12 protein-coding genes are annotated in these 14,610 nt (G+C 54.0%); 4 read left to right on the forward strand and 8 right to left on the reverse strand.

Going from position 1 to position 14,610, the window contains the following annotated elements; translation table 11 throughout:
- Positions 1 to 21: 21 nt before the first annotated feature.
- From AC0V6X_RS15040 to AC0V6X_RS15050, 3 genes are read right to left on the reverse strand one after another with little or no spacing between them, the layout of a single operon-like run.
- Positions 22 to 594, reverse strand: coding sequence for a protein-methionine-sulfoxide reductase heme-binding subunit MsrQ (locus tag AC0V6X_RS15040; RefSeq protein WP_486185354.1), 573 nt, complete (start codon positions 592 to 594; stop codon positions 22 to 24).
- 34 nt (positions 595 to 628) lie between these two features.
- Positions 629 to 2,242 carry a glutamate synthase-related protein gene (locus AC0V6X_RS15045; RefSeq protein WP_486185355.1) on the reverse strand — a complete coding sequence of 538 codons (1,614 nt, stop codon included), beginning with the start codon at positions 2,240 to 2,242 and terminating at the stop codon, positions 629 to 631.
- A gap of 26 nt (positions 2,243 to 2,268) precedes the next feature.
- The gene (locus AC0V6X_RS15050) at positions 2,269 to 3,036 is read right to left on the reverse strand and encodes a nuclear transport factor 2 family protein (RefSeq protein WP_486185356.1); all 768 of its coding nucleotides are present in this window, start codon (positions 3,034 to 3,036) and stop codon (positions 2,269 to 2,271) included.
- A 150-nt stretch (positions 3,037 to 3,186) separates the two neighbouring features.
- Between AC0V6X_RS15050 and AC0V6X_RS15055 the strand changes: the two genes are divergently transcribed.
- The gene (locus AC0V6X_RS15055) at positions 3,187 to 4,101 is read left to right on the forward strand and encodes a LysR family transcriptional regulator (protein WP_486185357.1); all 915 of its coding nucleotides are present in this window, start codon (positions 3,187 to 3,189) and stop codon (positions 4,099 to 4,101) included.
- Positions 4,102 to 4,181: 80 nt separating this feature from the next.
- Here AC0V6X_RS15055 and AC0V6X_RS15060 read toward each other — a convergent pair whose 3' ends face one another.
- The 5 genes from AC0V6X_RS15060 to AC0V6X_RS15080 form a co-directional block, all read right to left on the reverse strand.
- Entirely contained in the window at positions 4,182 to 4,709 is a 528-nt protein-coding gene (locus tag AC0V6X_RS15060) for a nuclear transport factor 2 family protein (protein ID WP_486185358.1), read from the reverse strand.
- A gap of 71 nt (positions 4,710 to 4,780) precedes the next feature.
- On the reverse strand, positions 4,781 to 5,740 hold the full coding sequence (locus AC0V6X_RS15065; RefSeq protein WP_486185359.1) for a nuclear transport factor 2 family protein: 960 nt from the start codon (positions 5,738 to 5,740) through the stop codon (positions 4,781 to 4,783).
- Between the two features lie 36 nt (positions 5,741 to 5,776).
- The gene (locus AC0V6X_RS15070) at positions 5,777 to 6,253 is read right to left on the reverse strand and encodes a hypothetical protein (protein WP_486185360.1); all 477 of its coding nucleotides are present in this window, start codon (positions 6,251 to 6,253) and stop codon (positions 5,777 to 5,779) included.
- A gap of 838 nt (positions 6,254 to 7,091) precedes the next feature.
- The gene (locus AC0V6X_RS15075; protein ID WP_486185361.1) at positions 7,092 to 8,600 is read right to left on the reverse strand and encodes a sodium:solute symporter family transporter; all 1,509 of its coding nucleotides are present in this window, start codon (positions 8,598 to 8,600) and stop codon (positions 7,092 to 7,094) included.
- Between the two features lie 109 nt (positions 8,601 to 8,709).
- Positions 8,710 to 9,624 carry a LysR family transcriptional regulator gene (locus tag AC0V6X_RS15080; RefSeq protein WP_486185362.1) on the reverse strand — a complete coding sequence of 305 codons (915 nt, stop codon included), beginning with the start codon at positions 9,622 to 9,624 and terminating at the stop codon, positions 8,710 to 8,712.
- Positions 9,625 to 9,877: 253 nt separating this feature from the next.
- On the opposite strand from AC0V6X_RS15080, the gene AC0V6X_RS15085 reads away from it, so the two are divergent.
- From AC0V6X_RS15085 to AC0V6X_RS15095, 3 genes are all read left to right on the forward strand, one after another.
- Entirely contained in the window at positions 9,878 to 10,504 is a 627-nt protein-coding gene (locus AC0V6X_RS15085; protein ID WP_486185363.1) for an isochorismatase family protein, read from the forward strand.
- 2 nt (positions 10,505 to 10,506) lie between these two features.
- The gene (locus AC0V6X_RS15090) at positions 10,507 to 11,367 is read left to right on the forward strand and encodes a shikimate dehydrogenase family protein (protein ID WP_486185364.1); all 861 of its coding nucleotides are present in this window, start codon (positions 10,507 to 10,509) and stop codon (positions 11,365 to 11,367) included.
- 106 nt (positions 11,368 to 11,473) lie between these two features.
- The gene (locus AC0V6X_RS15095) at positions 11,474 to 14,242 is read left to right on the forward strand and encodes a TonB-dependent receptor domain-containing protein (protein WP_486185365.1); all 2,769 of its coding nucleotides are present in this window, start codon (positions 11,474 to 11,476) and stop codon (positions 14,240 to 14,242) included.
- Positions 14,243 to 14,610: the final 368 nt, after the last annotated feature.

A 14,610-nucleotide genomic window follows, 5' to 3' on the forward strand; every position in this document is an offset into this window, starting at 1 on the left:
TAGCCCGTTCGGCTGCGCAACTTATCGGGATTGTTGTTTCCAAACGCGGGCGACTTCCAAAAGCGCAAGCGGCACGAAATGCACCATTAGCGGGACAATTTCATATTCAAGGAACATCCAATGTGCAGCGGTGAGAATGGCAGCGAAATAGACGAGCCGTTGCAACCCTTTCCATTTGCGCGCGCCCAGCCATTTGATCGAGACATTGTTGCTGGTGATAGCAAGAGGCACAAAAATCAGGAAAGCGGCCCAGCCGGTCCAGATCGACAGCTCCAGTGCCTCTGCCCAAACCGCACCCCACGTCTCTTTATCTACGATGTAAAAGAGCGTGTGAAGCAAAGCGTAGCCAGCGGCTGCGACGCCAATATATCGCCGGCGCTTGAGTAGCGAACGGAACACACTGACATTTGGCCACAGCACCACCAAAGGCGTGCAAAGCAATGCCAAAATCATCGCACGGGCGCTGAATTCGCCTGTGGGATGCAAAAGATCATGCGCGTTCATCTGGCCGGTGAAATAGCCTTGCATCATCCCGATTGATGGCAGTGCCAATAATGCCCAGGTGAAATAGGGACTGCGCAATACACCCATCATTGGCTTGGCTCGCCTCTCGTACGTTTTTGCACGCTCAACCGACCCCTCCAAATGCAACACCGGAAAGCTCCGCCATGTCTTTCTTCCACGTTGTCAGGTCGTCCGCGCAAAATTTCGCCAAGTGATCGTGCCCACATGCCCGCGCCATCACTTGCATCAAGCTCACGCTGGCCTCGAAGAAATTCTTCAACTGAACAGCAGAGCCGTCCGCTAGCAGTCGGTTCTCTAAATGCGGTTTTTGTGTCGCAATCCCAACCGGGCAATTATTCGTGTGGCATGCGCGCATGGCGAGACAACCAATCGCTTGCATGGCGGCATTGGAGACAGCGATAGCATCTGCGCCAAGAGCAAGCGCTTTTACAAAGTCGGCCGGAGTGCGCAGACCGCCTGTGATAACCAGAGTAATGTCTTGCCTACCGATTGCATCAAGATGCCTGCGCGCACGGGCCAAGGCTGGTATGGTGGGCACAGATATATTGTCTCTGAATATCTCCGGCGCCGCGCCCGTGCCGCCGCCGCGCCCATCTAGGATGATGTAATCAACCCCGACTTCCAAAGCTGCGTCGATGTCTTTCTCAATGTGCTGCGCTGACAATTTGTACCCGATAGGAATGCCGCCTGTGCGGCTGCGCACTTCATCGGCAAATTCCTTGATCTGGCTTGGCTTTGTCCATTCAGGGAAGCGTGGCGGCGACACAGCATCTTGCCCCTCCGGCAGCTCGCGCACTTCGGCAATTTTTCCGTGAACCTTATTGCCGGGCAAATGCCCGCCCGTCCCCGTTTTGGCGCCTTGGCCGCCTTTGAAATGGAACGCCTGCACGTGCTCCAGCTTGTCCCATGAAAAGCCGAAACGCGCCGAGGCAAGCTCGTAAAAATAGCGGGAATTTTCCGCATGCTCCTCTGCCAGCATTCCGCCTTCGCCCGAACATATGCCTGTTCCCGCCATTTCTGCACCGCGAGCCAAGGCTACCTTTGCTGTTTGGGACAAGGCACCAAAGCTCATGTCGGATACAAACAAGGGTATCTTCAACCGCAGCGGTTTCGCCGCGTTCGGGCCAATTACCACATCCGTCCCCACCTCATCTTCATCAAGCAGCGGGGCAACGGCCAATTGCGCGGCCAACAACTGAATATCATCCCATTTGGGCAGCTGAACCGGCGGAACTCCCATAGAAGTCATCACGCCATGGTGGCCAACCTTACTCAGCCCGTCCCGTGCATATTGCTTGATCAGTGCATTGGCAGGCTCAAGGTCGAAACCGTGGCTGGGATCAGCATATTGCCCCAAATAGGCATCACGATCGAACGGTTGGGGGTTCTGATCATGCCAGGCTGATATCTCCGCTTCATCGACAAGGACATCGCCATTTTCCACCCAGCATCGGAATTTGGGCAGCGCCTCTTCATTGTTGTAGCTCGATACGCCGGTGTCGAGCCGGTAATCCCAATTGTGAACGCCGCAGATCAAATTGTCGCTTTCGTCAACAAAACCATCGGCCATCATGGCGCCGCGGTGCAGGCAGCGGCCGTAAAAGACAGACACTGTCTCATCGAAGCGAACGATAACCAGATCGACATTCGCCACTAAGGCAGCAGCAGGGGCGCGGTCTTTAAGGTCGGCGAATTTGGCAATGACAACTTTACCCATGGGATTTTCCTCAATTTTGCGAGAGCCTAAAACTTACCGGAATTGTTCCAGTTTTCGCGCGGGCCAATTTCTTCTGCGTTCATCCAATGCTCGGCGATTTTCCCGCCTGAAACGCGGTAAATATCGAACACAGCAATATCTTTGCCAGCTGCGTGCATCTTACCATAGGTCATAGCGAAATCGCCTTGCCCGATCAGCTTAAAGAGCATTTCATATTCGCCAGATTCAGCCGATGTCAGCCACTCTTGGAGGCCCAATCGGCCGGCTTCAATTTGCGCCGCATGCTGGATAAGATCATCGGCGACAAATTGGTCTAGTTTGGCAAAACCGCGCTCCTGCCGAATTTGTTTGGTGTATTCGAGAATAAGGGATTTGGTTGTCTCACCATCGGCATTCGGGTCAATCTCCGAAGCACCTCCGACCATATCATTGCCGGATTTTGTTTCCTCAACATATTCGGCAATCGTGTCCCAGTGTTCCAGAATCAGACCATCTGCATCGGTATGGAACAAGTCGGTTGTCACCCATCTCGCTGCGCCATCATTGAGAGATTGGAAAGCGCTACAGAATACCCAAGGGCCGTCTTCAAAAATGCGGACGATGTCAATTTCGCGCTTGGGATTGCGCTCAAGGAATGGCTCGAAAAAACTTAAAAAGCCTTCGGCTCCATCCGCTACGCCGGTTGAATGCTGAGTGTAGCGATGGCCGGTATATTGCGTGACCGCTTTGCGGGCATCTCCGCCAGCGATCCCTTCGAGATAGATCTTGCGGACATTTTCCAATGCTTGACCCATGCTTTAAAGCTCCAAGTTCCAAATAGATCACGATAAGCCGCATCAGCGCGACGAAGGCAATTACCAGCTTCGGCAACCCCCATTTCAAATGCGATCTTATTAGCCTATTGTGCGGTTTATTAGGCGTAATAAACTGGGCACAGCGATCACGTGAGCAGAACAATAATCGACAAACTGCGCCGGATGGCGATCTTTGTGACGGTGGTGGAGCAGGGCTCTTTCAGGGGGGCTGCGCGCAAACTCGGTATGGCTGCATCGGGCGTAAGCCAGGCGGTATCGGACCTTGAGCGCGATTTGGGTGTTGCTCTATTGTTGAGATCGACCCGCCAAATGTCGCTGACAAAAGGCGGCGAGGCGCTGCTGCGCGAGGCCAGGGCAATGCTGGTTTCTGCCGAGCGAGGCTTTGATGCTGTCAATGTGATTTCAGACGAGCCAACCGGTGACCTCGCGGTTTCGGTGCCTGCTTTCATCACGGCCACACCTTTGATGGACAAGATTGCTCAATTTGCCGTACACCACCCAAAAATCTCGCTGGAGTTGCATTTCTCTGATCGCCCCAGCGATTTGGTGAAAGAAGGCTTTGACGTTGCAATCCGAGCAGGGTTTATGGATTACAACGAAACAAGCGCGCGGAATATTGGAAGCGCGAAAAGATATTTGGTGGCTAGCCCGGATTATGTAGCAACCAAACCGCCGCTTTCCCACCCAAGCGAACTGGCGGATTGGCACTGGTTGAGTTTCCAGATGCGCCCGGACAAGGTGACCTTAACGCGAAGCAATGGTGAAAGCGCGGATGTGACCGGGCGATCGAGGCTCAAACTGAACTCCATTCATGCGCTGAACGAATTGGCCTTGCGTGGACTGGGCGTGACCATTCTGCCGGAAAATTTGGCGGAACAAGGCATAGCAAGCGGGCGTCTCATGCACATCCTGCCCGATTGGACCGCACAGTCTTTGGGCATCCATGCCCTATGGGCTTACAAAACAAACCGTGAAAACCTCATCGCAATCTTTGTCGATTTTCTAGAGAATATCAGCCTCGCGCCCGACACCCCAGCCCACTAAAAATGGACGGGGCGCCGGCTTTGAGGTGACCAAAAAAAAGGCGATGAGGCATCGCATTTCCAAAGGCTTGCGGTTTGCGCTCACTCCTTGTCAGCGTGATAGGCCTTGGAAACAGCGAAACTGTCTTCGAACCAGTTCCAGCTCTTCACTTTGCCATCTTTGACTTCGACCCGAACAGCCCAGCTGAACTTTCCAGTATCCGCGCCCGAATTGTTAGCCGTTGCGCTCATCGTGCCCATGAAAATGGCCTGATCGTCCATCGCCATGCTATAATCAGTGGTCCAGCTGGTGGTTTTTAATCCAGCGCCAAATGCAGGCAAGAACGTGCTCATCACAGTCTCTTTACCTTCCCAATTGCCAATCCATGGCAGGTCCGGATCGCCTTCATTGTGCCAGACAAAATCGTCCGCCATCAGATTGTTCAGCGTGTCCATGTCGCCAGAGCCTGCGGCTTCGAGGAAGGATTCGGCAACCGCTAGAGTCTTTTGCCCTTCAACTACGCCGGCTTTCAGTTCGCCCCGGTCAATCGATGCATCGCCGCCTTGGCCGCATGCAGCGGTGAGCAGGAGGGTTGGTGCGGCAAGTGCGGTGAAAATTTTATGCTTCATGTTCATTGGTTTGTCCTTCAATTCAAATTTCATAATCTTTTTTGCTTTCACTGATCGGCAGTAATCTTCGGTCAGAACATCCCGTTTTCATGCGGCATATCCGCTGCATCGGGCACCGCTTGGATCACGTCCCAATGTTCGGCCAGCTTGCCATCTCTGATGCGCATGATGTCGACAACAGCATCCACCCCGGTTGAATGGGTTACTTTCGAATGCACAATCACAAAGTCATTTTGCGCCACGACTAGCTGGATATCAAAACAGCGCGTTTCTCCAGAGCCGCCGAACACAGTGGCGGAATGCCGGGTAAAATCTGGCCCAACCATACCCATCGCCCCGTCACTGTCACCGCTGTTGAATGCGGTGTTGAGGAATTGGACGGCTATTTCCTTGTTCTTCTCTTCCGTAGCAGCATCATATGCAACTGGCGTGTTTAGAAATTTTTCCGAGGCCGCGGTTTCGCTTGGGCTAGAGGCATCGGTTGAGACCAGCGCTTGACGAATATCCCAATGTTCAGCGTATTTTCCGGCTTCATCAAATAATAGAATGTCGACGATCTTGCTGGGGCCGGTTCCATCGCCGCGGTCCACTTCGCGCAGCATCACCAGATAATTGCCATTGTCCAAAAAGCCCTTGTCGCCCAGCCAATCCATTTGCTTGGATGAGAACCCCTCGGGCCTATCTTTCAGCAAGTTCCAAACTGGTTTCCATCCGTCGGGTAAATCCGGGCTGTGCTGGATGTATGGCGTTGCAGCGATGGCCATAAATGCATCAAAATCATTCTTTTGCACCGCTTGAAAGCTCGCCATCAAAGCGGCCTTCATTGAGGCGCCTTGATCATGGCCCACCGCATTATTGAATGTCGCATCAGCCTCGCAGCTTTGAGACAGTGCGTTCGCGGCCGGTTCTTGCCCAGAGCCCGGCTCTGCTTCGCTTTGCCCGCATCCCGCTAGTGATAGGGAAGCAACCGACATACACGCCAGAAAATACCGTTTTCTCGCTGAACTTTTGCAACCCACAAATCCATTCATGCCGGCATTCCTTTGCTAATGATGGTTATAGACAAGCTAAGCCTGCTCGGCCCGGTTTCTTATCGCATTGCTCAGCCCCCAACGCGCAGCAAGCGCTTCTGGGATAAGGAAAATCACAATCCAGCCAGCCGCAAGAGCGATCAGGGGCAGGTCCAGAGTGCCATGCCCCGTCACCAATGAATTCACCAGATCGCCAGCTTCTGTGACGAAACGCATCGCAAAAACCGCGCCGACAACGCCGGGTGTCTGAAGCCAAAGAGCCAGGATCACGGCGACCCCCATACCGAGATTTCTGATGCCCCAGCCAGTTGTGACATAGGGGATCTGATCCCAACCATTGAAGTCGGGAAAATCGCTGAAGAACATGGTGGGAGAAATCACACCAAGCAAACCCGCACCCATTCCGATAACAATCAACAAGCAGCCGAACCAGAAAATCCACCTCGGCATCTTTTTTGAGGCCATGTCGCCCTTTACCACTGCTTCTGCCACATTTCTCCAATCCAGCTTCAATCAGACCATGCCTGACCGCAGCTATATCCGATCTGCGAAATGATCACCGCAGGATCATCTCAACAGAATATGAAACCCGCACAATAGGACTTCACTCCTGTCTCGCTAGCCTAAGACTGCCGAACTCAGCGTTGCGCCCAGCAGAACAGCGAGCCATTGGCCGACTTGTCGATGGTTCAGCCTTTCCATAATCGGGGCGCTCGTTTCCATCTCAGTTTCAGTCCTATCGACTCTCTAGAATTTCCGTCCGCTCTGGTGATGACGGCGTTGCAAGCAGTATCTGCTATTGGGGTCGATTGCGGACTATCTGTCTTTGACAGCCGCTAAAAAGGAAGCGGTCATTTCCGTATCCAATTGGGCAGAAGCGCCGCCTTTCAATACTGGTCACATGAACAAGCCTTCATGATTTCGGAATTGCCTCACAGCCTCACAAGCTTTGCCATCGCGATAGTATTCGAGAAAGTCACTGTTCACGCAATTCTCCTGTCGCAACAATTTGGAAGCGGTGGACGAAGTCTGATCTGTTCTTGGAATTGATGCATGATTTCCGCCCGCCCGGATGTGACAATCCGGAAGGGTTTTTGTTGGCATTTTTGCGACATCTCGCCTCAACTTCGCTCGATGCGACCTCTGGCGCCCAGAACTTAGGCCACAAGTTGCTGTCACTCGGCCAATGAGACTGAGCGAGCGGCTTCGAAGTCTTGGCGATTAACGAGGTGGTGCTGGGTATCCAAAAGACTGTGAACGTCAGCGTGTTCTTAAAGGAGGCGGAATGGAGATGGCAGCTTAGCTCTGAATGTGCGGCCAATATCGCAAATCCAACAGCGCCCCGGCCGCGTTAGTCTGACAAGGCCCTCGTGCTGCCTAGCGGCGGCAGTAGTCGTGACAAAGACCACGTCACTCCGACAACCACCAGCCCAGAGACAGGCGGCCAGTAAAAGTAGCTCACCGACATGTGTTCCAGAAACATGACGGTTGCGAACCCGCAGAGTACGCCTGGGACAAATCCCGACACCCTTCCCACTCCGAAGCGTGCCAGCAGAACCGTCGCCAGGATGATGCCGGTAACGTAATTTGGCACCTTGAACATGAGTTCAAGCAGCCCTGCTCCTTGATATTGGCTCAGCCACATCGCCAGCCCAACAAATATCGTGCCCCAGATCAGCAACGCAATTCGTGACGCCAGCAAATACTCGGCGTCCGTAGCCTTCGGGCGGATGTGCTTCTGATAAATGTCAGAGATCGTAATGTCGGATACTTCGGTCAGGTGCGTGTCGATTGTCGAGATGCCAGCAGCGAATATCGCAGCGATGAAGATACCAGAAATGCCATCAGGCAACTCGTTGACGATGAAATAGGGGAAAATACGATCCGGCTGGCTGGCCATTTCACGGGCCGCCTCGATCGGCAGCGGGTTCTCGGCGTAGAAGACACTTAGCGCAAGACCCACTGCCAACATGCAAAGTGGCGTAAGGTAAAGCAGAGCAGAGAAGGCGAAAGCCTTTTGAGCATCGCGCGCGCTCCGGCATGCCTTGACACGTTGATAGACCGCCTGCGTCCCAGCGAGAGCAAAGTTGCCCAATGTCACTCCGATGAGTCCTGCCCATATAGTATAGGTAACGGTCGGGTCGACGGAGAAGTCGAACAGGGCCGTTTTACCACGCTCATCGAGCGATGTGAGCGCTTCTCCGAGGCTCATTTCCACACCGCTGCCGATCCAGAATACGCAGAAAACGCTGCCAATCGAAAAGATTATGAAGAGCAGAAAGTCCGTCCAAATGACGGTTTTAAGTCCCGCCAACCAACTCCACAAGATTGAGAACGCAACGACAAATATCGTGCACGCCAGCAACGACCAACCGACTACAACATTCAACACAAGAGCTGTCGTGAGAAGGCGCACTGCCGTATTGAGGCAGGTCAGCGCGAGTCCGAGGATGATCGAAAGTCTGCCGATGTGCTTGTCTGTTTGCTTGCCGATATAGGCAAAAACAGTTGGACAGTCCTTTGCTTCGTAAAACGGTCGCACCAGAACCACGGCCGTCAGAACCTTGGCGATCATCAGGCCAAACAGCACCTGAACGTAGAAAAGGTTCCCGCCGTCGCGGAACACGGCCGTCGGGACCGAGATGAAGGTAACCGAGCTGACGACCGTCGCGATAACCGAGGACGATACCGCCCACCAAGGCAAACCACCGCCCGCATCGAAAAAACTGCGTGATCCAGAAAGCCCTTTGGAGAGCCTGTGACCTAACCAGGTCACAAAGCCAAGCATGCTGGCCAGTACCAACAGGTTCAGCGGTGAAAGGGACCCCATCAAACTTGCTCCTCGTTCGAGAGCCGTCAAACCCTCTCCATTCGTACTCTATGGCACCTTCTCAGGATCATGCGCCAATCCAATATGGCGATGCTTCTATAATCCGATGTTATGGGAAGCCGCGATGAGGCGCGAGGTGTCAATTGGTGACGAATTCCGCGTTGACGATAAACTCTTCAGCCAGCCGGGCCATTTCTTTTTCGAAATGATCAGCGAACTTGGTCCGGTTGCCGAACTTGTTGCGGTGTATCAGGATTGGCAACTCGCGGATCGGCTCGATCGGGCGGGTGCTCAATCCCTCTCCAATGGATCCTTGGACCGTGAATGCATCAACGACCGCGATGCCAAGTCCATTTTTCACAAAGCTGCAAGCTGTCTCGGCAAATCGGACATAGGTTGATACGCGGCGCGATATCCCGGCTTCACGAAACGCCGAGTCGATCAGGGAGCCATGTGGCGTGTTCGCGCGAAAGGAAATAAGCGGCTCGTTCTCGATATCCGCAATGCTCAGCTTTTCATGCTTTGCCAGTTCGTGATCTGAAGGCAGAACGCAAACGAGTGGTAGCTTGCCAAGTTCTCGGGTGATGATGTTGGGGTGCTCAACAGGGAAGACAGAAACAGTGTACTCGCCCTCTTCTTTCTCAAGATAGTCTGGGATCTGATGCAATGAGAGGACGTCAAACTGGATTACCAGATTTGGGAAACTACGCCTCAGCTCCCCTAGTGCACGGGGGACGATATGGTGGCTGACGCTCGGTGAAGCGCCGACACGAAACACGATATCTTCACCTCGTTGAAGGCGATGGACAACCAGCTCAAGGCGGTCGATGCCTTTGTGGATCTCCTCAATTTCGTCGAAGAGGCGCTTCGCTTCTTGAGTCGGAACCAGTCTGCCGCTGACGCGATCGAACAGGCTGAAGCCCAGCTTGTCCTCGGTGTAATGCAGCATTCGGCTAAGGCCTGGCTGAGAAACATTCAGCAACCGCGCTGCGCCACTAACGGTTTTTGTGATCATCACCGCACGGAAGACTTCAATTTGACGAAAGTTTAGCAAGAAAGTGTCCTCCTGCCCGTACCCATAACATAGCGTTATCTGAGATTGAAGAAGAAGTATTTGCGGTTGGAACCTCTATCGCATGTAGTTCCGGCTTGCTCAGCCTGGGACTTTCGAAATTATGCACGAACAGCCATTTCTTGCCAAAGATGATAGCGCGGTCGATCCGTCTCGAAGCCCGATCAGACGGCAAGCATCAGGGACTGAGACAGCCTCAGTCGGCGCCAGCTCTCCAAGAGATTGGTTTCCCAGGGTGCCTAGTTACAAATTGCCCGGCGACGAGGCCTGCCAATGGAACAAGGCAGGCTGGACGCTGGACCGGTCACGCAGCGCACTGCTCGTCCATGACATGCAGACCTTCTGGTTAGATCGGTTTGTCGATCCCAAACCGCTGATAGAGAATATCGCGAAAATGGTGCGCGCAGCTCGCAGCCACGATATTCCGATCCTCTATTCTAAGGGTGAGAAGGTCCGCAATCGAGCTGAGCGCGGACTCGCGCTCGACCTTTGGGGGCCCGGCATCAATACGCTTGAGGGGATCAGCGATGCCGACGCAGATATTGTGCCCGAACTTGAGCCGATGGCGTCCGACTATTGTGTAACAAAAGCGAAATACAGTGCATTCTTCGAGACTGATTTGGACAAGATCCTGAGAAGCACCGGTCGCACGCAGCTCATCGTAACGGGCGTATTTGCACATCACGGATGTTTGGCGACCGCGCTCGATGCATTCATGAGAAACATTCAGGTTTTCATGCTGGCAGATGCAACAGCAGATTACACGATAGAGCAGCACGAAATGGCTCTTGCCTACGTCGCAGAGACCAGCGGGATCATCTCGACCACATCGCGAGCACTCAAGGAAATCAATGCGGAATAGCCATGAGCCCAGGAGTAGATAGTCTCGTTGGGGCCGGACACGACCTTTATGTGATGGTTGGCGATCCGGTCAGTCAGGCCGCGACCCCGGCCCTTTTTAATGCCTATTGCGCAAATCATGATATCGCTGCTGTTATGGTGGGCCTCCGTATTGCGACCCGGAGAGATTTGTCGTCCTTGATCGATTTGTGGCGTTCTTCCCGCAACCTATCCGGTTTGGTTTCGACCTTGCCATTCAAGAACGACCTTGCCGAACTGGTGGATTTAACTTCCAACCGCGCAGCTCGTCTCGACTCGGTAAACTGTGTCCGCATGGACACCGAAGGAAGGCTCGAGGGTGAGATGCTCGACGGCGTCGGATTTCTCGCAGCCGCGAGGAAGCACGGCTTTTCGCCCAATGGAGCCAGTGTTTTAATCGTAGGGGCGGGTGCGGCAGGCCGTGCTATCGCCGCCGCGCTTGACGAGGCCGGGGTCGCATCGCTCAGCGTGATTGAACCCAACGAAACCGCATTTCGTCATCTCGCCTGGATTTTGGGAAGCGGCAAGATCGAGCTGCACGGAGCAACTGGGCAATGTGACCTTTCGGGCTTTGATCTGATAGTCAACGCGTCTCCTCTCGGAATGCGGCCAAACGATCCAATGCCGATTGCTACCGATACGCTGAAGTCCCATACTCTTGTCGCGGATTGCGTCACGAATAGCGCGATAACTCCGCTTCTGGATTCCGCTCGGAAAGCGGGTTGTGCAATTCAGCGGGGCACCGAGATGGCCTCGGGGCAACTCCCCTTAATGCTCGCTCACTTTCAAATGCTCGCTTCGGGAAGGGGTGGGCGTCCAATCAGTCGAGGCGACACCATCTCATAACACTAGGTTATAGATTTTGCGTGAAATGATATTTGAAGATGAGCAGCAATGCGACCCATTGAAGATTGTATCTGAAAGTCATGAGAGTTGAGGGAGGGCATTTGCCATGAATTCCAAAGGAAACGTTGTAACCAAAAGATTGGTCAGTACTGGATCTTCGATCGCGATTGGCATCGCGCTCAGCACAGCCAGTTTCGCGTCCGCAGTTCAAGCACAAGAAGTGGACGATACTACAGACAGCGTTACTGAGGGCGGCCCTATCGTCGTCACAGGTTCGCGACTTCCGTCCGGCAACGCTCAGTCCGCCCAGCCAATTGCTAGCCTTGGTGAGGAGGCGTTTGAAGCGACCGGAGCCCTTACCGTCTCAGAAGCGATAGCAGAGTTGCCCCAATTGGGCGATGCGCTGGAGGGTGGCTCGAGCATCAACGCTCTCAACAGCGGTTTTGGTGTCGGGACGCAGACAGTAAACCTCCGGGGGCTGGGGGCAAATCGAACGCTGGTATTGGTCAATAGCCGTCGCCATGTCGGCGGCGATGTTGGTACCTCGGCGGTGGATCTCGCCACGATTCCTTCGGCTCTTGTTGAGCGCATTGACGTCGTCACAGGCGCAAATTCGGCCGTATATGGCGCGGACGCGGTCACGGGTGTTGTCAATGTAGTACTCAAGTCTGACTACGATGGAACCGAGATATCAGGTCGCTACGGGATTACATCCGAGGGTGATGGGCAGGAATTCGCGCTGAGCGCAGTTCACGGTGGATCATTCGGCAATGGGGAATATGTTTTCGCAGCTGAATATTCAAAGCAGAACGAAATTTTAGGGGCAGATCGCTCTTTCAGTCAATTCGATGGGAGTGCGGTTACCGGGCTCAGCGACGTCGGCAACGGGTCGGGCGTGAACCCTGGCGGATTGTTCGCTTTTTCAGGTGGCGGAACCGGCGGCTTCGATGCGGGAGGTCAATTCACTCAGCCGTTTGCCGAACGTTTTCAGCGCGTGCCATTCCGGTCTTTGCAGGACGATACTGAACGCCTCATAATTTCCGGGCGCGGTAGTGTTGATCTATCCGCAGACATCACCGGCTTTGCCGAGGCGACATGGGCGAACACCAAGGTAAACGTACAGTTCGACCCGCAATTGGCTATTTTCAGTGATGCCGGATTCGCGAGCTCCGGCACTGCCGGCTTTCGATTCCCGAGCGCAACCTCAGTGCTGCAGCCCGACCTGGGCGGCACTTTGAGGCCCATCACGCGCCGTTTTCTGGAATTCGGTCCGCGTCGGGCTGAAATTGATCGTACGCTGTTCCGTCTCGCGGCGGGCCTCGATGGCGAATGGTCGGCTGGTAAATGGCATCTCAGCTATCAGTATGGGCAAGTTGATGCAAAACAGACAGACTTCAACACGATCGACAAGTTTCGCCTCGTATCGGCAATCGACCCAACCGAATGCGCGACGATAAACGGCTGTCAGTTCGTTGACCTTTTCGGTCGCGGGACGATAAACCCTGCCTCGCTTGATTTTGTAAGTGATGATTTGGTGAGCAACTCGAAAAGCGAGCAACACTCGATCCTCGCATACGTCAGTGGCGACGCGTTCGACTTGCCCGAAGGCTCTATTGGTTATGTTCTGGGCGTTGAATTTAGAGATGAATCGGCAACAATTCGTCCCAATGACGAACTCATTGCGATCACAAATCCGATCACTGGGACGGGCCTTGTGGGGGCGAAAGGCACTCGCACCTTCTTCGGCGATACCGATGGTGGATATAACGTTCTGGAAGGTTTCGCAGAAGCGCGGGTGCCACTTTTTGCCGATGCCGAATTGGGACTGTCGGCCCGTGTGTCCGAGTACAGCACAGTTGGAACCGAGTTCACTTGGGGCGCCAATTTCGATTGGCAAATCGCTGATGCCTTCCGCGTTCGGACCAGCTATGGCCGCGCAACTCGCGCTCCCAACATCCTTGAACTGTTCGCACCCGAACAGGTAGCAACAGCTGCAATCGCTGACCCGTGCGACACACAGACGGATGCCGGCGCTCCACTGACGCAAGCTGCCGGATGCAGCAATTTTGTCAGCGCAACGTTTAATCCGACTGATCTAGATCAGCAAATCCGCAGCATCTCGGGCGGCAATCCAGATTTGGATTCCGAAACCGCCGACACGTTCACGATCGGAGCGGTGCTTACGCTTGGCCGCACGGCGACTCTTTCGGTCGACTATTTCGATATCTCGCTCGACAATGTGCTTGCCCCTGCATTCTCCGCGCAGGCAACGCTCAACCGCTGCATCTCAACCCAGGATCCGTTCTTTTGCGACAACGTAGAGCGGGGTGCCAATGAATTTGTCACTTCGGTTCGTAGTGAACAGGTCAATCTGGCAAGGGAATCAGTCGCGGGCATCGATGTTGTTCTTCAATTGCTGTTCCCACTAGGAGATGGCGACCTGTCGCTGAATGCGAATTGGACACATTTGACCGAGCGGGACAGGCAGGTGAATGACGAGGTTGCCGTGGAAGATCTTGTGGGTCGCGTCGACAACTTGAAGAATCGCATCCGCACTACGCTTGCCTATGAGGGTGGCCCGGTTCGCTTTGGCACAACGCTTCGCTATCTCGATGGCGGTGTGCAGTCGATCAGCGCAGATCCGACAGTTGCGCTCGGTAACGATGTTCCCTCGCGCACATATGTCGATCTGTTCGGTTCGTTCGATTTGAATGACACAATTGCATTCAATGCCGGAATTGAGAACGTCTTTAACCAATCCGCTCCGATTGTTACCGACCTGTTTGAAAACAATGGATCAGCGGACACGGTCGCGTCAGGCATTTACGATATCCGTGGTACCTTTTTCTACATCGGCGCTACGGCGCGCTTCTAAAGAGCGACATTGCGTCGCCTAGTGTTTGCAGGACGCCCCGGCTGTTAGCAGCCGGGGCGTTTTGCCATTCAAGAGAACTCTTTTGTATCAATAGCATCGCGCATCACCGCAGGTGAGCGATGGCCCGAGACGGCGCTGTCAGTCTAACGGCACCTCGTCTCCACCACGCGCAATTCGTCTTTTGTTGTCCAGAATACGGAAATGAATTGCTGGAAAGACTCCATTCGCCGGAAGCGCTGAATGCTCCGCTTTCCGTCTCGAAGCGCTCAGCGCGAATTTTTGGCTCGAGTGTTGAACCATCTTCCTATTTCGCGGCGAGCCTCACAGCCCAGTTCCATCATTGCCGCGCAGCAAGAGCGTTTCATGTT

Source organism: Erythrobacter sp. S267 (genome assembly GCF_057365045.1).